17 protein-coding genes and 1 pseudogene are annotated in these 20,916 nt (G+C 41.3%); all 18 read left to right on the top strand.

Going from position 1 to position 20,916, the window contains the following annotated elements; all coding sequences use genetic code 11:
• Nucleotides 1–64: 64 nt before the first annotated feature.
• Nucleotides 65–265: pseudogene (locus NJ959_RS09070) on the top strand (amino acid kinase family protein); the annotation flags it as partial.
• A 17-nt stretch (nucleotides 266–282) separates the two neighbouring features.
• A complete protein-coding gene (locus NJ959_RS09065; protein WP_309242582.1) occupies nucleotides 283–615 on the top strand; it encodes an amino acid kinase family protein in 333 nt (110 codons plus the stop codon).
• Between the two features lie 241 nt (nucleotides 616–856).
• Nucleotides 857–3,073 carry a GumC family protein gene (locus tag NJ959_RS09060; RefSeq protein ID WP_254011432.1) on the top strand — a complete coding sequence of 739 codons (2,217 nt, stop codon included), beginning with the start codon at nucleotides 857–859 and terminating at the stop codon, nucleotides 3,071–3,073.
• A 103-nt stretch (nucleotides 3,074–3,176) separates the two neighbouring features.
• On the top strand, nucleotides 3,177–4,949 hold the full coding sequence (locus tag NJ959_RS09055; RefSeq protein ID WP_254011431.1) for an ABC transporter ATP-binding protein: 1,773 nt from the start codon (nucleotides 3,177–3,179) through the stop codon (nucleotides 4,947–4,949).
• Between the two features lie 95 nt (nucleotides 4,950–5,044).
• A complete protein-coding gene (locus NJ959_RS09050) occupies nucleotides 5,045–6,349 on the top strand; it encodes a glycosyltransferase family 4 protein (RefSeq protein ID WP_254011430.1) in 1,305 nt (434 codons plus the stop codon).
• Nucleotides 6,350–6,409: 60 nt separating this feature from the next.
• Nucleotides 6,410–7,336, top strand: a complete 927-nt coding sequence (locus NJ959_RS09045; RefSeq protein WP_254011429.1) for a glycosyltransferase family 2 protein — start codon at nucleotides 6,410–6,412, stop codon at nucleotides 7,334–7,336.
• 39 nt (nucleotides 7,337–7,375) lie between these two features.
• A complete protein-coding gene (locus NJ959_RS09040) occupies nucleotides 7,376–7,984 on the top strand; it encodes an acyltransferase (protein WP_254011428.1) in 609 nt (202 codons plus the stop codon).
• Nucleotides 7,981–9,243 carry a glycosyltransferase family 4 protein gene (locus tag NJ959_RS09035; protein ID WP_254011427.1) on the top strand — a complete coding sequence of 421 codons (1,263 nt, stop codon included), beginning with the start codon at nucleotides 7,981–7,983 and terminating at the stop codon, nucleotides 9,241–9,243. Before NJ959_RS09040 ends, NJ959_RS09035 begins: the two co-directional genes overlap by 4 nt.
• A gap of 177 nt (nucleotides 9,244–9,420) precedes the next feature.
• Nucleotides 9,421–10,674, top strand: a complete 1,254-nt coding sequence (locus NJ959_RS09030) for an O-antigen ligase family protein (protein WP_254011426.1) — start codon at nucleotides 9,421–9,423, stop codon at nucleotides 10,672–10,674.
• A gap of 78 nt (nucleotides 10,675–10,752) precedes the next feature.
• A complete protein-coding gene (locus tag NJ959_RS09025; RefSeq protein WP_254011425.1) occupies nucleotides 10,753–11,808 on the top strand; it encodes an NAD-dependent epimerase/dehydratase family protein in 1,056 nt (351 codons plus the stop codon).
• A gap of 248 nt (nucleotides 11,809–12,056) precedes the next feature.
• Nucleotides 12,057–13,310: a glycosyltransferase family 4 protein gene (locus NJ959_RS09020; RefSeq protein ID WP_254011424.1), complete on the top strand. Its 1,254-nt coding sequence runs from the start codon at nucleotides 12,057–12,059 to the stop codon at nucleotides 13,308–13,310.
• A 40-nt stretch (nucleotides 13,311–13,350) separates the two neighbouring features.
• Nucleotides 13,351–14,577, top strand: coding sequence for a glycosyltransferase (locus tag NJ959_RS09015; RefSeq protein WP_254011423.1), 1,227 nt, complete (start codon nucleotides 13,351–13,353; stop codon nucleotides 14,575–14,577).
• Nucleotides 14,578–14,681: 104 nt separating this feature from the next.
• Nucleotides 14,682–15,836, top strand: coding sequence for a glycosyltransferase (locus NJ959_RS09010; RefSeq protein WP_254011422.1), 1,155 nt, complete (start codon nucleotides 14,682–14,684; stop codon nucleotides 15,834–15,836).
• Between the two features lie 66 nt (nucleotides 15,837–15,902).
• Nucleotides 15,903–17,204, top strand: coding sequence for a nucleotide sugar dehydrogenase (locus tag NJ959_RS09005; RefSeq protein WP_254011421.1), 1,302 nt, complete (start codon nucleotides 15,903–15,905; stop codon nucleotides 17,202–17,204).
• Nucleotides 17,205–17,219: 15 nt separating this feature from the next.
• Entirely contained in the window at nucleotides 17,220–17,432 is a 213-nt protein-coding gene (locus NJ959_RS09000) for a hypothetical protein (protein WP_254011420.1), read from the top strand.
• A 17-nt stretch (nucleotides 17,433–17,449) separates the two neighbouring features.
• On the top strand, nucleotides 17,450–18,547 hold the full coding sequence (locus NJ959_RS08995; protein ID WP_254011419.1) for a glycosyltransferase family 4 protein: 1,098 nt from the start codon (nucleotides 17,450–17,452) through the stop codon (nucleotides 18,545–18,547).
• A 97-nt stretch (nucleotides 18,548–18,644) separates the two neighbouring features.
• Nucleotides 18,645–19,424: a WecB/TagA/CpsF family glycosyltransferase gene (locus NJ959_RS08990; RefSeq protein WP_254011418.1), complete on the top strand. Its 780-nt coding sequence runs from the start codon at nucleotides 18,645–18,647 to the stop codon at nucleotides 19,422–19,424.
• Nucleotides 19,425–19,637: 213 nt separating this feature from the next.
• Nucleotides 19,638–20,495, top strand: a complete 858-nt coding sequence (locus tag NJ959_RS08985) for an RpnC/YadD family protein (protein ID WP_254011417.1) — start codon at nucleotides 19,638–19,640, stop codon at nucleotides 20,493–20,495.
• Nucleotides 20,496–20,916: the final 421 nt, after the last annotated feature.

Genomic DNA, 20,916 nt, shown 5'->3' with positions numbered 1-20,916 from the left:
GAGTGGGGAATGTAGAGGCAAGTCGCTACGATAATCTCTCATTTCGCGATCCATCTATCCAATCGCAAAATTCATCAAAAAGATATCAGTGGCAGAACTTAAAGCATTGGATCTCAATGATGTAGTAGTAGAACGTCCCGTATTAGATATGATGGAAACTGCTAAAAATATGCGCTCAATTCAGGTAATTAATGGACTAGAACCTGGCAATCTTACTCGTGCTTTAAATGGGGAAGAAGTTGGTACGATTATCTATGCTGACTAACCTTTAGCTCATCATCAATAACCTCCAAATGCGGGTTCTATTTACCCCCCCAGGATGGCGAAGTTGGTTGTAAAAACTTGACCCTAGTTAAGGATGTGGATGGACTCTTTGAGGAAGATCCTAAGCTTAACCCAAATGCTAATTTTATTTCCAAAATCTCTACTGCTGAACTCAGAGAACGTAACTTTGATACTCTGGTATTCGATCGCATTCTGATCGATCTTCTCGATCAATCTAGGCTAATCCGAGAGTTTCAGATTGTCAACGGCCGACAACCAGAGCGAATTGCAGCAGCGCTGAATGGGGAGCATGTCGGTACGATTGTTTATAGTGAACGGTTTAAAACCTAACCCCCCAACCCCCTTCCCTGCAAGGGAAGGGGGAGTAATCGAGACAAGGGCAGGGGGGGAATAAAAAGACAAGGTAAAATATTCTTACCCCCCTCTCCTTGCAGGAGAGGGGCTGGGGGAGAGGTAGGCAACTGAGCGCAATTTATTTTCCTATATCCGATTCTTGAATCGTCTGTTAAAGTATAATCAGTCGGTCTCCTCCTCAATTTCTGTCTGTCCTTAAGCTTGTGGGTGTGCTTTCATGGAATCTACTGAATATATAGAAGAGATAGATTTTCAGAAGTACTGGCTGGTACTGAAGCGCCGCTGGTTACCTGCTGTAGTGATTTTTGGCGGTATTGTCGCTGTGGCAGGCTTGGCTGTGACGAAGCAAGTCCCCAGCTATGAGGCGCAAGGGACTATCTTAATCCAGAAAGATCGTTCCGCTTCGCTGACGGGACTTGATAATGCCCTATCTCAGTTCGATAAATTGGCAGAGAAAAGCGATCCTATCGCAACTGCAGCCCAAATTGTCAAATCTCGCCCTGTTGCCCAAAAGACTGTGACGACGCTAAATCTGCGAGATGAGGAAGAAGGGAGTCTCCTTAAACCAGAGGTATTATTGAAAGGGCTTAAGGTGAAACCACTTCCTGGTACTGATATCATGTCCATTTCCTATCAGTCTAAGAAGCCTGATGTGGCGGCGGCGGTGGTAAACAAGGTGATGGAAGTTTACATTGCTGACGATATTCAGGCAAATCGGGCGAAAGCTGCGGCAGCACGGGAATTTATTACCGAACAATTGCCTCGCCTGAAACAAAATGTTAGTGTAGCTGATGGGGAATTAAGGAATTTTAAAGAACAAAATAAAGTAGTGGATTTGGTAAATGAGGCTAAGTCATCTGTGGATACGGTGGCTGATTTGGATACTCAAATCGCTCAAACCCAAGCTAAATTGGCGCAAGCAACAGCCCAAACTGAAACTCTCCGCAGTCAAGTTGGGTTAAATTCTAAGACTGCTGTGGCTGTGAATTCCCTAAATCAGTCTCCTGGAATACAACAGGCGCTGTCGGAATTGCAAAAAGTACAAAGTCAGTTGGCAGTGGAAAGGGGTAGGTTTTTAGAGGAAGCGCCGATAGTTCAGAAGTTAAAGGAACAAGAGGTGAAATTGCAAGCTCTTGTGGGAGAAAGGATTGGAGATAATTTGGGTACTGATACTGAAGTTTCCACTACAAGTTTACAGATTGGACAGACAAAACAAGATTTGGCGGCAAAATTAGTAGCAGCAGAAGTAGAGCAGTCGGGGTTGTCGCGGCAACTGGCTGTACTGAATACGGCGCGGATTGCCTACAAAGCTAGATCTAATGTATTACCTAGATTGCAAGAAAAAGAACGGGAATTGGAAAGGCGGGTAGATGCAACGCAGTTAACCTACTCACAACTTTTGCAAAAGTTAGATGAAACTCGATTAATCGAAAACCAAAATGTGGGGAATGCCCGGATAGTTGAGGAAGCAGTAGCGCCAGAAAAACCGACTTCTTCTAAGAAGAAAATTATTGCGGCAGGCGGAGTTATGGCTGGTGGATTGTTGGGGATTGCGGTGGCATTTTTGGTGGATTTGATAGACCATTCTGTGAAAAATGTCAAGGAGGCGAAAGAACTTTTTGGTTATACTCTATTGGGGGTAGTGCCAGCTTTTGGGAAGTCGAAAAAACTCAGGTTGCCGTTTCGTCGAGATTCGGAATCTAGGGATGTGAGACTGGTGGCTAGAGATATGCCGGGTTCGGCTATTGCCCAAGCTTATCAGATGCTGCGAGCAAATCTGAAGTTTTTGAGTTCTGATAAACAGATTAAGGCTATTGTGGTTACTAGTTCAGTGCCGCAGGAAGGGAAGTCGGAAGTATCGGCAAATTTAGCAGTTGCGATCGCGCAAGTTGGACGTAGAGTGTTATTGGTGGATGGGGATATGCGCAACCCATCTCAACATCATCTGTGGAATTTGACTAATGCCGTGGGGTTGAGTAATTTGCTGGTGGGTGAGGCAGAATTTAATACTGTTGTCCAAGAAGTAATGCCGGGATTGGAGGTACTGACTTCTGGGGTGATTCCACCTAATCCAGTGGCACTTCTCGACTCGAAACGGATGGCAAATTTAATGGAAACTTTTGCTAAGGGTTATGATGCGGTGATTGTGGATACGCCACCGATGGCAGGGATTGCTGATGCGCCGATTTTAGGTAAGATGGCGGATGGTATTTTGCTGGTGGTACGTCCTGGAGTAGTTGATGCCGGAAGTGCTAAGGCTGCTAAAGAGTTTATCGCACGCTCTGGGCAAACGGTATTGGGGATTGTGGCGAATGGTGTAATTGCTAAGAATGAGCCGGATAGTTACTTCTATTATACTAAGGAGAATTATTATACGAAGAAAGTAGATGTAGATCGGGATTCGGTTTCATTAGGGGGTGGTAGTCAGAATTAATTAAATAGATAGAGATAGAGATAATGTAGAAGGCTTCGCCAAAGCCAACGCCCCTACAGCCGAACCGATTTGACCGATTTTCAGGATACAAAGAGGATAAATTATGATTAAATATCTCTCCAAAGTCTTATATGTCCTTTCCGGAAGAAAAAGTAAACTGCTTTTAATCCTGTTGATGTTTGTGGGAACTTCGGTATTAGAGGCTTTGGGGATTGGGTTGATTGGTCCGTTTATTACGATAGCTTCTAAACCGGAGTCTATCCATACAATTGGTGTGCTGGATTGGGTTTATCGGCAATTGGGATTGCAATCTAGTTCCCACTTTATTCCTGTGTTGGGTTTGGTTATTATATTTATTTTTTGCTTTAAGTCTATATCGTACTTCTTGGCGAGAACTTATATATACAAGTTTACTTTTGACCAAAAACGGCAGCAAATGTCCAGGTTACTCCATGCTTATTTGGCTGTGCCATATACATTTCATTTGAGCAGGAATACGGCTAGTTTAATTAAAAATATTATTTTAGAAACCAATAGTTTTACTTTAAGTTGTATGCAGCCTCTTCTAGAGGGTGCGGCTAATTTAGTGGTTATCTGTGTGTTATTGTTACTCCTGATTAAGACTAGTCCACTGTTAATGGTGATGATTTTGGGGATTCTGCTCCCGACGTTTATCCTTTTCTACCGATTGGGCAATAAATTCAAAAGATGGGGTAAGATTGCTTCGGAAAGTCAGAAGGAGATAATTAGGGCAATTAATCACGGGTTGGGGGGGGTGAAGGAGACGCGGGTGATTGGGTGCGAGTCATACTTTGAGAAGGAGATGGATAAGCATACTGAGAAATATGAAAGGGCGGCGACTTTGTTTAATAGTTCTCAATTGCTACCGCGTGTTTTAATTGAGACTAGTTTGATTGGGTTTGTGGTGCTTTTTATATCTCTATCTCAGGTGATGGGGGGACAAAGTATGGAGGATTTGACTTCGGTGATGGGAGTTTTTGCCATTGCGTCGATGCGGTTAATTCCCGCATCGAGTCAATTGATTCAGGGAATTGGTAGAATTCGTAACGGAAGTCATACTCTGGATATGTTATATCTAGATTTGAAGGAGATTGAGAAGGAAAAGGTAGGTAGTTTAGGGGGGGGTTATGGGGAGATAGAAAGTAAAGCTATGAGTTTTCGGGATAGAGTTGAGTTGAGTAATATTACTTACCGTTATCCAGGAAATTCAGAGGCGGCACTTCAGGATGTATCTTTGGAGATTAGGAAGGGGGAATCTATTGCTTTTATTGGTAAGTCTGGCGCGGGGAAGACGACTTTAGTTGATGTGGTTTTGGGGTTATTGACACCAGAGAGTGGAGATATTCGGGTTGACGATCTATCTATATATAATAGTCTCCGTGCTTGGCAGAATTTGATTGGTTATATTCCGCAGTCGATCTTCTTGACAGATGATACAATTGAGAGGAATATTGCTTTTGGGGTTAATGATGATAAGATAAATTATGAAAGGTTAGATAGGGCGATTAAAGCGGCGCAGCTTGGGGAATTAGTGGCGGAATTGCCCAAGGGAATTAAGACAGAAGTAGGGGAAAGGGGAGTAAGATTATCGGGAGGACAAAGACAGAGGATTGGGATTGCGCGGGCGCTGTATCATGAGAGGGAGATTTTAGTTTTAGATGAGGCGACTGCGGCTTTGGATAATGAGACTGAGAGGTTGGTGAGTGAGGCGATTACTTCTTTAGCGGGGACGAAGACTTTGATTATTATTGCTCATCGGTTGACTACTGTGGAAAAATGCGATCGGGTTTATGTGATGGAGAGGGGTAGAGTGGTTAAGGTGGGGAGTTATGGGGAGGTGGTGTTGGAGAGATGAGAAAACAATGCTTGTTTAAACTTAAATATACTTTAAGATAAGATATAGAGATTTTATAAAGAAAATGAAAACCTTAATAAAAATACGAAAACACTATGAACCAAAAATCAGGCAAAATCAAAGTAGGTTTCTATTTAAGAAATGAAGGTTACCCCAATGCAGATGTGAGGTTTCCGGAGTTGGGAAATCCTGGTATTGGGGGAACCCAATTTACGACGATTGCCACAGCTTACTATTTGAACAAATTTTATTCAGATAGAGTAGAAGTTTTGATATTGGCTAATAGTACAAAATTATTGCCACCATCTTTAAAAACTGCCATGGCAGCTAATGAAGTAGATGCCGCTGTAAAAAGTAAAGAAGCCGGATGTGACATATTTGTTTTTAAATCTCAAGGGAATGAGGAACTATTTAAACAACTACACACCTTGAATATTAATGCCATAGCTAGATCTAATAACACACCCAAGGTTCATGTATTAAATCAACTAGCTGATATCCCCCAAATTAAGTGTCATCTCTGTGTGGGGCAAGAGCAGCTAGATAGCTTGCGAGATCATAAGATTTTTGATAAATCAACTCGAATTTTTAATCCTTTTAATGCTGATAATTTTGTCCCAAAAAATGATATTGTAAAGACAGGGAATACAGTTGTTTTTTTGGGAAGTATTATTCCGGCAAAAGGGTTTCACTTTCTCGCACGAGTTTGGCGTGAGATTCTTAAACAAAAGCCAGAGGCGAGGTTGATTGTTATTGGCACTGGACAAGTATACAGCAGGAATAACAAACTGGGAAAATGGGGAGTAGCAGAAGAAAACTACGAAGCAAATTCCATACGCCCATTTTTATCTGATGAAAATGGCAATGTAATTGAGTCGGTTCATTTTGCGGGATTACTTGGTACAGAGAAGATTGAAATTTTGCAGAAAGCTGATGTGGGAGTTGTTAACCCTTCCGGTGCAACAGAAACATTTTGTTCGGGTGCTGTGGAGATTCAAGCCTGTGGTACTCCAGTTGTTTCGGCTGCTAAAGGAGGATTGCTAGATACAGTGAGTCATGGAAAGACGGGATTGTTAGGTAACAGCGATAGAGAATTGGTAAAGAATATTTTGTATCTGTTAAATAATCCTACAATAGCTAAAGAATTTGGCAAAAACGGGATAGAATTTGTTAAAAATAAATTCTCTTACCAAGAGAATGCCAAACAATGGTTAGAGTTATTGACAGATATTTGTAACGATAAATTACCACGACAGCCCCCTATGAAATCAAATTATTTCTACGATGCTAAATTTCTTCGAGAAGGTATGCGAGTGCTAAAGAAAACTATACCGCCGTTGCGCAGTATTCCTTCTTTGAGTGAAATTAAGGCTTTACTAAAAGGGGGAAAGGGTGAATAAGGAGACAGAGACTTTTGTCGTTAGTGACTTAAATCTAATTTACTAATTGGAATAAATTAAATGTCTGATTGGCAATTGAAAACCCCTGTTGTATTTATCATCTTCAAACGCCCAGATACTACTGAGAAAGTATTTGAGGTAATTCGTCAAGCGAAACCACCCAAGCTACTGGTAATTGCCGATGGTGCGCGTGCAGATAAACCGGGGGAGGCGGAGAAGTGTGCTGCTGCCCGTGCTATTATTGATAGGGTTGATTGGGATTGTGAGGTGTTGACGAATTATTCTGATGTTAACTTAGGTTGTGCTAAACGTGTATCTAGTGGTCTAGATTGGGTTTTTGATAATGTTGAGGAGGCAATTATTTTAGAGGATGACTGCATTCCCCATCCCACATTTTTTCGGTTTTGTGAAGAACTACTTGAACGTTACCAGAATGACGATCGCATCATGGTTATTGCTGGTAATAATTTCCAATTTGGTCATAGAAAAATTGATTACAGCTACTATTTTTCCCGTTACAACCACTGTTGGGGTTGGGCTTCTTGGCGACGGGCATGGCAGCATTTTGATTTTACCATGAAAGTATGGCCAGAAGTCCGTGACAACAACTTGCTCAGAGATATCTTATTAGATGCCAGCGCTGTAAAATACTGGAAAAAAATATTCCAATCTACATATAGAGGAGAAGGAAAAATTGATAGTTGGGCTTTTCGATGGACATTTACGTGTTGGGTTCAGAGTGGTTTGACTATTCTTCCCAATGTTAATTTAATTACTAATATAGGTTATGCTAAAGATGCAACCCACACAACCAAATCGAATCAGTTTGATATGATGGCAGTTGAAGCAATAAATTTTCCGCTTCAGCATCCTCCATTTGTGATTCGAGATGTTAAAGCTGACGATTTTACTCAAAAAAATAATTTTAGATTACCCAGTCCATTATCATTGGTTAAGAAAAAGGTAAAGGAGTTGATAAAATACTGAGAATAAATACAGATCATTACCTGTAACATTCAAAGTACTATGAACCTAATTCAACTATTTAAGGTGTTAGTCAGAGAGCCTAAAGCTTACTTTAGGCGTTGGCGGAAAGGTTTGAGTATCCAGTATCATAACCCTGGATTGATTCTGAATTTTCCTGTCACCTGGCTTTATGATGAAATTGATGCCATCCAGATTGGTTCTGAGGTTCTCATAGGCTCATTTTCTGAGATTGTTGTTCTGTCTAAATCTCCTTACAGTAAAATTCCTGGAGGATTAATTATTGAAGATCGTGCTATTATTGGTTCTCATGCTAACATTCGGGCGGCTGGAGGGAAAGTGTCTATTGGACGAAATTGCTTAATCGCCCAGCAAGTATCATTGATTGCATCCAATCATGGCATATCACATGAACTGCCCTACCGAGATTTACCATGGGAGGAAGAGAGAACAGGTATTTTTATCCATGAAAATGTGTGGATTGGTGCTGGTGTAACTGTTCTTCCTGGTTGTGTAATCGGCAAAAATTCGATAATCGGAGCAGGTAGCGTGGTGACTACAAGTATCCCAGAAAATGAAATATGGGTGGGAGTACCAGCCAGAAAACTTCGAGACGTGGAACAGCAGTATCAAAAGGAGATGATAGAATGAAGGTATTGCTCATCAACACTTATGATATTGAAGGAGGGGCGGCTCGCGCTGCTTATCGCCTCCATCAGGGATTAGAAAGAATTGGTGTTACTTCTCAGATGCTAGTGCAGGAAAAATTCAGTAACGATGCAAAAGTAATTGCACCCAAAACAAAATTTGCAGAAGGCATAGCTAAAATGCGGCAAACATTTGGGGCTTTTCCAACTAAATTTTATCCTCAGCGAGACAGTGCTACTTTTTCTAATCAGTGGCTTCCTGATACAATCGCGCCCCAAGTTACCAAACTAAATCCTGATATTATTAATTTACATTGGATTAATAGTAGCTATATGCAAATTGAAACATTAGCTAAACTAAAGCCACCTCTAGTTTGGAGTCTCCATGATATGTGGGCATTTACCGGGGGATGTCATTATAACCAAGATTGCGATCGCTACACAATATCCTGTGGTGCTTGTCCGCAATTGGGCAGCACTAAAGACTGGGATATATCCCGCTGGGTATGGCAGCGTAAAACCAAAGCTTGGAAAAATCTTAATCTAACTGTTGTCGCCCTTAGTTCGTGGTTAGCTAAGTGTGCTAGGGAAAGCTCTCTTTTTAAGGATTTGCGAATAGAGGTAATTCCCAATGGTATCGATCCTAACAGATACAGACCGATAAATCGACAGATAGCAAGACAAGTCCTCAATTTACCTCAAGACAAGCAACTTATTCTGTTCGGTTCCCTAAAAGCAACCAGCGATAAACGCAAGGGATTCCACCTCTTACAACCAGCGCTGCAAGAATTAAGTAAATCTGGGTGGTACGATAGACTAGAGTTAGTTATTTTTGGTGCCGAGCGACCGGAGAATCCACCTGAATTTGGTTTTAATGCTCATTACTTAGGGACATTGAGTGACGATTTATCCCTAGCTCTAGTCTATTCAGCCGCCGATGTTTTTGTATTACCTTCCGTTCAGGATAACTTACCGAATACTATAATGGAGGCGATCGCTTGTGGAACTCCTTGTGTTGCTTTTAATATTGGCGGGATGCCTGATATGATTGAGCATGAGCAGAATGGCTATTTAGCCCAAGCTTATAAAACTGAGGATTTGGCGAGGGGGATTGCTTGGGTGTTAGAAAACGAGGAACGACATCAAAAATTGTCATTTCGCGCCCGTGAAAAAGTGGAGCAGGAATTTACCATGGAGATCCAAGCGAGTAGATATGTTTCTCTTTTTACTCAAATCTTGGGAGATGCTCACTCAACTGGATAAAAATCATACTCGCCTCTCCTATTCGGGTTGGAGTCGGGGTGAAACTGGTGTAAGATATCACTTTTTCCCAATATTTTAGCAGGAGGCGATCTACTTTGCAGTAGCGCAAGCTATCGCGAAAAACCCAAAGTTTGAAAAATAATGTAGCAGCTACGTTAAACAGCCGGAGGGTGTCAATTGAAAACTAGAACCTTACACAGTTTGGCACTGAAATTAGAACCATGGCTTATTGGTTCATTACTTCTGTATTTTTTAGCTGTTAATACATACCCTCTAATCGTCACAATTATGAAGCCAGGAAGCTATGCAATCCTGGGTATTTTGATTGCTTGGCGGTGGAAGCGATTTGCTTATGTTGCTAGCAAAGATATACCACTACTACTCTTCGCTGGCATGAGTGTCGCCTCAGTTTTTTGGACGGCATCTCCGGCATTCACATCAATCGAGTTTAAAGCAGCTCTACGTGGTACTATGCTGGGAATATACCTAGCAACCCGCTACGACATGAAGCAGCAGATGCAGCTATGGCGTTGGGTATTGGGTATAGGAGCAGTTCTAAGTATGGTACTTCCCCTAGTTCTTTCAGATTATGGGAGAAACCGTGACGATCTATGGATAGGTATATATAATTTTAAAAACGGCGCAGCAGCTAATCAGACACTAACAGCTTTGCTGTTTCTGAATACTGCTCTTAATGGGAAAAGATATCGGTGGCTGGCTTGGATGCTATTTAGTCTAGCAATAGTTCTTCTTTGGCTGACTGAGGGCAAAACAGCTTATTTAGTTTTTGCGATTTCTCTTTGCCTATTCCCTCTGTATAAGTTTGCCAAGCAGAAGGATAAACTTCGGGTAGTTTTGATGCTCATAATGTTCGTTTTAGTCGGGAGTGGATTGGTAATATTTGTCAGTAATATGGAGTTTATAGTAGTTGATACCCTAGGTAGAGAAATGACTTTTAGTGGACGGATACCTATATGGAAATTAATGCTCGATCAGCTGTACGAGAGACCTTGGCTTGGTTATGGTTGTGTTGGTTTCTGGACTTCTGACTACGGTTTATATGTTATAAATAATTCCTGGGCGGGAGGAGAGAACGTTGGTATAGGAGAAGGATCGATCCGCTTTAACGCTCATAACGGTTATATGGATATGTTACTCCAATATGGCTTTGTGGGATTATCTTTGTATATGTTTAATATTGTTTCAGTTTTAATGAGACTGGTGAATCTATTGAATTCACCTGCAATTATAGAAAGCTTTTGGATGCTGCAATCCTTAATATCTTTATTGTTATTGAATTTTACTGATAATTTGGGGACGCTGGGATCGAGTTCTCTGTGGACTTTCTATGTGTCAATAGCGTTTTCGACGGCTGTGGAGCAAATGAGACTTAGAAGAAGTAGGTTAGCGGCAGAGTTGACAACAACTTAGAAGAATCAGCGACACCCGATAGTAAAATTTAGGTAAATGTATAGCCCCGTATAATTTTGGCAAATCAGGAGTAAGTGCATGAAAGTACTAGTTACAGGTTCAAGTGGATTAATCGGTTCCGAAGCAGTCGAATACTACGATCGCGAAGGTCATCAGGTGATTGGCGTAGACAACAACATGCGGGCGGAGTTCTTTGGTTCTCAAGGCGATACCACCTGGAACCGCAGCCGCTTACAGGAAATCACTCGCAATTTCCAGCATCATACAATTGATATTCGCGATCGCCAGAGCCTTTTTCAACTCTTCGAGACTCATCCCTTCGATCTGATTATCCACTGTGCGGCTCAACCTTCCCACGATAAGGCTTGTCAAATTCCCCTGTTGGATTTTGAAGTCAATGCCTTGGGTACAATTAATCTCCTAGAAGCGACTCGGCTATTTTGTCCAGAGGCAGTTTTTATTCATATAAGTACCAACAAGGTTTATGGTGATTCTCCCAACGAATTATCGCTGGTGGAGATGGAAAAGCGCTATGATTATGCCAATCCTGAAGACTACAACGGAATCTCCGAAGAGTGTCGGATCGATCGCTGTCTCCACTCCCTCTTTGGTGCTTCTAAAACTGCGGCTGATGTGGTAGCACAAGAATACGGACGTTACTTTGGGATGAAGGTAGGTATATTCCGAGGCGGTTGCCTCACTGGTCCATCCCATTCCGGGGTTGAACTCCATGGATTCTTATCATACTTAGTTAAAGTAGCCGTAACTGGCGGTACTTACAAAGTTTTTGGTTACAAAGGCAAGCAAGTGCGAGATAATATCCATAGCTTTGATGTCATCCAATCATTTGAAGCATTTCGAGGAAATCCTCGACCGGGAGAAGTATATAATTTGGGAGGTGGTCGCGAAAATAGCGTATCTGTATTGGAAGCCTTCGATATAGTCGAAAGCTTAACAGGCAAAAAAGTAAACTGGACTTATGTAGACCAAAACCGCATCGGGGATCACATCTGCTATATCTCAGACTTGGGGAAACTTAAATCCCATTTCCCAAAATGGCAGATTACTCGCAGCCTTGACCATATCTTAAAGGAAATAGTCGCTGCGGAGCAGGCAAGGTATGCCAATGTTTAGTCAGGAATATGGAAGCAATCACTAGATTAGCTTATTCTAATTCCTCGTGCGCGAAACTCATTCCCGATATAGCATTTTCAAATGAGTTGTAAACTAGAAAGTCTTTTCTTCTGGTCATTAAAAACTCTGTATCTCTTTCCCTCGTTGCCTGTTGAGGAGTTCCCTGTTGCCTTTTTCTGATGGGAGTTTGTTTACATCCCAAATGAAAATGCTATATATCCGCCATTAATAAACTGGAGAATAGCTACATGAAAGTCCTTTTAGTTGCTTATGAATGTGCGCCAAATGCGGGATCAGAAATGGCATCTGGCTGGAACTGGCCACTACACCTGGCGGATTTGGGACACGAGGTGTGGGTTTTGAACCGCATGGGAAAGGAGAGCACTGAAAAAGCTTTGGCTTCTCGCCCAATGTCCAAGATACATTGGATCTACGTTGATACTCCTGCTTGGATTAAGTTTTGTCGGCGCTTTGCTAAAAATACAACGTGGTTGATTGGCCTAAGTTACTTAGTATGGCAAAAGCAGGCTTACAAAATTGCACGGCAACTAGATGAGAAACAGGGATTTGATCTTGTCCATCACATAACTATGGCAAACCTGTCTGCAGGTTCTCAGCTTTGCCAGCTTAACAAACCATTTATCTTTGGACCTGTTGGTGGTGGACAACTTGCCCCACCTGCTTTTAAAAAGTATTTTATTAATGGTTGGAATATTGAATCTTTTAGAGCTTTCATCATCAAACATTTATATCAATTTAATCCACTTCTCAACAAAACTGTCAAGCGATCTGATTTAGTTTTAGCCACAAACTGCGACACGGCTGAATTAGCTCAAAAGGCTGGTGCAAAGCATGTTGAATTATTTCTTGATAGTGGGTTACTTCCTGATTATTTGCCCGATCAACCACCCACCCGCTCAACTGCGACGGAACTACGTTTGCTTTGGCTTAGTAGGATAATCCCCAGAAAGGGGTTGCTCCTTGCCCTCGAAAGTTTATCAAAGATAAGTCATGTAATACCTTTTAAATTAACTATTATAGGTGAAGGTGTCCTGAGCCATCATATATCTGAATGGATTGAGAAATTTAGTTTAGAAAATCAGGTGGATTACCTTGGTTCTGTCCCTTGGAGAGAAGTAATAGATAAGTACCGGAATAGTGATGTCTTTCTATTTACTAGTCTGAGAGATTCTTTTGGCTCTGTGGTACTGGAAGCCATGTCTCAAGCACTACCTGTGATTGCATTAGATCATCATGGAGTAGGAGATTTTTTACCATCTGGTGCAGGTATTAAGGTGTCGGTGACTAATCCACCGGATACGGTCAATGCCTTAGCTGATGCTGTTGAGTGGATGTATAGAAATCCAGATCTACGTTGCGAAATGGGGAGAATTGCCTATGAGTTCGCGAAGAAGCAAACGTGGCCAGAAAAAGCAATAGACATGTCTAGATATTATGAAGAAATAGTGGCAGATCGCAATAAAAAATATACTAGTGTATAGCCAGGGTAAAGATATTCAGAGTAAGAGAAAGAGTAACGTTATGAGACCAGAGAAAAATCGCAAGCTTCTCATATTTGACCTCTTTTATACAGGTCATCATGCCGGATATATCCTACACTTAGTCAGATATTGGCAAGAACAAAACTTGCCAGGAAAGCTAGATATTCTGGTAACCCCCAAATTCATAAAATCACATCCTGATGTTGTGAATGCAGCTTCTGAGAGGGATCGCAGTAACATCAACTTCGTGGCAATCTCCCCAGAAGAGGAAGCTAAACTCAAATCTGAAGACTCTAGCCGGGATCGCCTCATCCGCGCTTTCCAGGAATGGCATTTACTCAATAAGTATGTAAAGCAACTAGAGGTTACTCAATGTTTGCTGATGTACTTTGATTCTATCTTGTTGTCTCTGGCTTTGCTAAGAAGATTTCCTTGTCCTTTATCTGGGATATATTTCCGCCCCATATTTCATTATAGTGAATTTGCGGAATTCGCCCCTTCGCGTCACGAGGGGATCTTGCAAAAGCGAGACAAATTTGTTCTATCTCTCCTTCTCGGTAACTCCCATCTCAAAAACTTGTTTTGTTTGGACACTTTTGCCGTAGACTATATCAAGAAATTAAACCCTCGATCTAATCCAATCTATCTGCCAGATCCAGTCCAAATCTACAGCGAGTCTGACTCTAAATTAGCAGAAATTAGAAATAATCTGGCAGTACAACCTGGTCGAACAACGTTTTTGATGTTTGGGGTTCCTCAGAGGCGCAAAGGGATTTACGAGTTGTTAGATGCGATCGCAATTTTACCTTCTGAAATTTGTCAAAAATTCTGTCTGTTCTTGGTAGGACCAATAGCATCAGAACCTCTTGTCAAAGAGCGCCTAGCCCAGCTTTCTGAAACATTGCCGATACAGGTCATTATCCGTGATGAGTTTGTTCCAGATCGAGAAATTCAATCCTATTTTCAAGTATCAGATGTCATACTTGCTCCATATCAGCGTCACATTGGCATGAGTGCTATTCTAGTCCGTGCCGCTGCTGCTGATAAACCTGTACTCAGTACAAACTATGGTTTAATGGGAGAGATAGTTAAACGCGATAAACTAGGTCTGACAGTAGATGCCAGTGTTCCTGCTGAAATTGCTAAGGGATTAACTGAGTTTATACTTAAAACCCCAAGTGAATTGTGCGATATATCCAGCATGAAAGATTTTGCTGAACAAAACTCTGCTGAACGGTTTGCGAGTACAATTTTTCAATATATCTAGAAAAATGGGTTAAATAAAATTATGAACAAACATAAAATTTTAAGCAAGAGATGGATAAAAGTAGAAAAATATAACCATATTTATCGTATAGATAGCGATCAACTATGAAAATTTTATTTTTAACAACAATTCTGGCGAGAAAGAAACAACTTGGAGGTGAAATATCAACACAAGCGTTCATTGATGCCCTTGGGAGTAGTGGCCATGAAGTTTCAGTTTTAGGATATTGTAGAAAAGGTCAAGATTTTGAAAAAAACACACAAGAGATACTCATTGGTGAACGATATATAGAAACAGCCAATGCCCAAAAGTTATACCCGGCTTTTTGGTTGTTCCTCAGCTTAATCAAAGGACTACCTTACTCAGCGGCAAAATACTATTCTCTGGACTACATAAAAACAGTTAAGGAACTTCTCGCCAGTAAAGAGTATGATGTAGTAGTCGTGGATCATTCAAGATTAGAGTGGTTACAGCCTTTTATTGATCCTAAATACAAACTTGTACTAATAGCCCACAACGTGGAACATGAGATTTATGAAGAGAGTTTTAAAACGGCTCGTAACTGGATCGCAAAATGGATATATAAGAGAGAGGCTCACTTGACAAAAGAAATGCAAGATAGATTGTCAAGTGTAGTCCAAGAAGTTTGGGCATATACAGAACATGATGCTAAATATTTTCGGGGTATTAAAAACGTAGAGAAAGTAAGAGTATTTGGAATACCTCCTGGTTTAGCCGAGTTGACGAGCCAATTTTCCAGCAAAGACTTTGACATCGGCATTATAGGTAGTTGGGGATGGAGAGCTAATCAGGAAGGACTTGACTGGTTTCTGGAAAATGTTTATCCTAAATTACCAGCTAGCCTATCAATTCATATTGCTGGCAAGGGTGGAGATTGGTTAGTAGGGAAGTATCCTAATATTAATTATCGGGGATTTGTACCAGATGCCCAACAATTCATGGCACAAGCTAGAGCGATCGCAATTCCTATTCTTAGCGGTAGTGGTATACAAATCAAAACCTTAGATGCCATTGCTTCGGGTTCGTCCATCGTAGCAACTCCCATTGCCCTCCGTGGAATTGCAGACCCTCCCCCAACTGTTCAAGTCGCTCAACAGCCAGAGGATTTTGCTAATCTCCTAGTTTCATCTGTTAATTCTCCACCTACACGCCAAGCCTTTGATGATGCTTTAAGTTGGGCTAAGAATCGGCAAGATAAATTCATCGCTGATGTAGGTCAGGCAATTAGAGAGTTATAATTTGTCAGAGATTTTTTAGCGAGAAAGACTCGTGCATTCCCTGACAAAACTATTTGGAGGTTACCCATGAAAATTAGTATTTTTGGTCTTGGATACGTCGGTGCAGTGACAGCAGCATGTTTAGCACGAGATGGACACGAGGTAATTGGTGTTGATGTCAGCCCGGAGAAGGTTGCTTTGATTGGTGCAGGAGAATCCCCGATTGTGGAGCCAGAGTTAGGTAAGTTATTAGCAGAAGGGGTTGCCTCAAAACGTATCCGCGCTACTACCGATGCAGAAGCAGCAGTTATTGCTTCAGATGCTTCACTAATCAGTGTTGGGACACCTTCGACAGAGAGGGGAGAAACTGATCTCAGCTACGTTTTTAATGTTTGTAAAGAAATAGGATCAGCGATTCGCAAAAAATCGGCTCCTCATGCGATTGTTCTCCGTAGTACTGTTCCCCCAGGTACACTAGATCGTTGTCATACTTTACTGCAAGATACTCTTCAAATTGAATCTGTACATTTGGCTTTTAACCCGGAATTTTTGCGCGAAGGTTCAGCCATTCGCGACTACGACGCACCCCCCTACACAATTATTGGTACTGAAGATCCCGTAGCTGAAGACGTGGTGCGGCAAATGTATGCCAAGGTAAACGCGCCAGTAATTGTCGTCAAGCCGCCAGTAGCGGAAATGGTCAAATTTGTTGCCAATACCTGGCACGCCGCCAAGGTATCATTTGCCAATGAAATAGGCAGGATATCCAAGGGTTTTGAAATAGATGGACGGGAAGTAATGAATATTATCGTTCAAGATACTAAACTGAATCTCTCATCTACCTATATGCGCCCAGGATTTGCCTACGGCGGTTCCTGTCTTCCGAAAGACTTGAGAGCATTACTATATTGTGCCCGGACAATGGATGTGCCAATCCCCCTACTAAACGCCATTCCCGCCACCAATACCGTCCAAATTGATTTGGCCGTGCAGGAAGTACTCCGTTCCGGGGCACGTCAGATTGCCGTATTTGGTCTAGCCTTCAAATCAGGCACAGACGATCTCAGAGAAAGTCCATCGGTATTAATGGTGAAACGGTTATTGGGAGAAGGATGCCAGGTGAAGATTTATGACAAAGCTGTACAGCAAGCGCGACTCGTGGGTACTAACCTAGCTTATATCCAGCATAACTTGCCTCACTTTGAAGCGCTGCTAGTGGCAGAACCTCAGCAGGCTATGGAAGGGGCGGAGATGATAGTGGTAACTTATGCTACAGCCGAGTTTCGTCAGGTGTTAGGAGAAGCTGCCAAAGGAACAAGGGTTTTAGACTTAGTGGGTATTTTTAATGAACCAATTAAGGATTTGGATTACCAGGGTATCGCTTGGTAGAGTGATTAAGGAACAATGAAAAATAAATCATCAGTAGCTATGCGGGCAATTTCTGACCCACCAAAAACGGTGCAAGTTGCCCAACAGCCAGAGGAGTTTGCTAAACTTATCGTGTTAGCGGTTACTTCTCCAGGTATAGATCAAGCTTTTGAAGATGCGCGAGATTGGTATAATGATCGGCGGGATAAATTTATGGCTGATGTAGCCAGGGCAATGAGTGAGTTATGAATGTTGAGGTGCATAAAATGAAAGTAATTTTTATTAATAACTATGGGATGGATTGGGCTTGGGAGCAGTGGAAAAAAAAAGAGTACCCAGGACATCATCTTTGGGGAGTTACCCACTTTGAGCAATATGGTATCGACCTGGAAATCTTGCCTCATAGTAAATATACTATACTAAAAAAAATTAGCTCTAAAATTAAAATACTAGGAGATCTAGATCAAGAGTTAAGGATAATTTTTGCCTATAAAAAATACGATATTGTTTATTCAGGACATTATTTCAATACACTATTAATAGCTTTCCTCCGTTCCATAGGTATTTTTAAAAAACCTGTTGTTGCTGTGTCATTTCAAACATTCAGAAAAAACTTATGGAGTACTATATTTTTTAAAGTCATGGTTAATGGTTATGATAAACTTCTGTGCTTGAATAGTGTAATTAGAGATCAACTTAGAAACGATTTTGCTATATCTGAAGACAAGCTAGAAATATTAGAATGGGGTATGGATTTATCTTTTTATCAAAACATTGGAGATAGCGATACCGCTGCTAATAAAGAAGATAGTGACACAGGATTTATTTTAAGTGCAGGCAAATCAGATCGAGACTATAACACCCTTGTCAAAGCATTTAGCTCTATTAACCATTCTCTGAAAATCTATTGTTCGGGAAACTCTGCTCCTACAATTTCTGACTTTCCTTCAAACATAAAAATTAAATCCGAGCATCCAAAAGCTGCAAACGTTCTATCATTTTCAGAAATGGAAGCAGAGTATAACAAAGCATACGCAGTTGCCATTCCTTTGAAAATTACCCCCAAAACATTGCGCAATCCGATTGGACTGACGAGTCTACTAAACGCTATGGTTCTAGGAAAAGCTGTCGTAATAACGAGACATAGACAAATTGATATCGATATTGAAAAAGAAGGAATTGGCATTTGGGTGGAACCAGGAGATGTCAAAGGTTGGCAAGAGGCAATATCCTATCTATTCGAGCATCCATCTGAAACCAAGGAAATGGGGAAACGAGGTCGCCTCTTATGTGAAACTAAGTATAACATAGAAAAATTTTCAGAAGGGTTAGCTAAAATCTTAAAAGATGTCGTTAAAGAGTAAAGCTTAATAAAACAAGGATGACAGAATTTACTTTTTGACAAAGCCCATTTTATGGAAAGACACAACCAGCATCATCATTTAAAATACAGGGTATTTCATGAAAATAAATATCTGTGGCATCAATATCGATAAATACACTTTCGACGAAGTTCTCAAAACCATCACCCACCAAGCCCTCACAGGCAAAACACCCCAATATGTAGTAACTCCCAACGCGCAACACATCCTCACCCTCCAAAAAGACACCCATTTCCGCGAAATCTATCAAAAAGCCTTTCTAGTAGTACCCGATGGAGTATCCCTCCTCTGGGCAGCCAAATTCTTAAAAATCCCCCTAAACGGGCGCGTCAACGGCACAGATTTATTTGAAAAACTCTGCGCGATGGCTTCGCCCGCCGCAGGCATCGCACCCGAAAAAGGACTTAAAATATTCTTACTCGGTGGTCGTCCCGGTGCAGCAGAAAAAGCAAAAGAAATACTCGAAGCAAGACACCCAGGTATAAACATTGTCGGAACTAATTGTCCCCCTTATGGATTTGAGTCACAACCCGCCCAACTAGAATTAATCAACTCCCAAATTAAAGCCGCCGCACCCCATATTCTCTTTGTCGGATTAGGCGCTCCCAAACAAGAATATTGGATCTACGATCATTATCAAGAGCTAAACGTACCAATTTCCATCGGTATTGGCGTTAGCTTCGAGCTAGTTGCCGATATGGTGAGAAGAGCGCCAGTCTGGATGCAGAAAATGGGACTAGAGTGGTTCTTTCGCCTAATCGTTGAACCACGTCGCTTGTGGCAACGTTACATCATGGGGAATCCCCAATTTATCTGGCTGGTATTGAAGCAGCGACTAGGATTATCCAAGTTTGATTAATGAACTAATTTACCATCCATCATACACGATAAAAGATTTGGTTAATCCCAATAGTTTTTCTTCATAAAGTTCGGGATCTCCGATAACTTTTACCCTTGTCACTAAGCTGCCCAACCCGCCGTAGAATTAATTCTACGGCTAATAGCTCAAGTCCATTAAAATGGACTGAAATTCTGATGCCAGTCAGTTTTAACTGACTTAAGCTATGAGACAGTGGTTTTAACCACTGTCGGGTTATCGCAACTGCTACAAGTTATGATGGATATCCCATTATTCAAATGTGGCAAGAAATATAAACTAGAAGTACAATCCCAAAGCCAAAGTGAATTCTCAGAAAGGATGTACATTTACCACAGCCGGATATTCGATCGATATCGTCGAAGTGTCGTGAGTTTAGCGATACTAGGCGACGAGCAAAAAAGCTGGACACCGAATAGATATGAGCGTCAACTCTGGCGCTGTCGGGCAATACTAGAGTTTCCAGTGGTAAAATTAATAGATTACAGTATGGAGGATCTTTCAGCAAGTCGCAGCCCGTTGGCTCCAATAGTTCAAGCACATCTATCAGCACAAATTGCAGGCAAAGATGTGCGAGTTGGCTATGAGAAAAAGCTATCTCTAATTAAGAGTTTATACTCACGGGGGTATGGGCGAGAGGATATAGTTCAATTATTTAGACTAATCGACTGGTTTATCGGGTTACCTCAGAGTGAAGAAGAGCGACTTTGGGCAGAGATACAGACGTTAGAACAGGAGACAAAGATGCCTTATATTACTAGTGTAGAACGGATTGGAATCAGTAAAGGATTGGAACAAGGTCAGATAACGAAAGGACAGGAAGATATTATTCGTATCCTTGAAGTTCGTTTTCAAAACATTCCACCAAAATTGAGGGAGCTAATTAACAAGATAAAAGATCTTAATGTGTTATGGAATATTCTGATTCAGGCGGTTACTCTCCAATCTGTAGAAGCATTTCAATCTGTGGCGAGACAATATTTTACTGAGGATGAGTTAGCATCGCCTGCCACAGAGCAGAATCCTCCTCAAAAAGCCGATGAGTCAGAATAACAATTGTTGTTTGAGATCCCCTCTTTACATCCACTATTAAAGTTCGGGATCTCTGATAACTTGCACCATTGTAAGTAAGCCTTACAACCCGCCGTAGAATTAATTCTACGGCTAATAGCTCAAGTCCATTAAAATGGACTGAAATTCTGATGCCAGTCAGTTTTAACTGACTTAAGCTATTAGACAGTGGTTTTAACCACTGTCGGGTTATCGCAACTGCTGCAAGTTATGATGGATATCCCATTATTCAAATGTGGCAAGAAATATAAACCTTAGAAAGTACAATGAATGCTTGCTCTTTCGGGTTAATGGTAAAAAATGTTCATTTTTGTGACAAACATTGAGAATGGTGCGTTAGGCACGGGCATTTAATTATGGGTTGAAATCCTGAATTTATCGCCCGTGCCTAACACACCCTACA

Source organism: Limnofasciculus baicalensis BBK-W-15 (assembly GCF_024178385.1).
GTDB lineage: Bacteria > Cyanobacteriota > Cyanobacteriia > Cyanobacteriales > Coleofasciculaceae > Limnofasciculus > Limnofasciculus baicalensis.
Note: the sequence above shows the minus strand (reverse complement) of the source record. Positions and strands in the feature narration are given on the sequence as shown.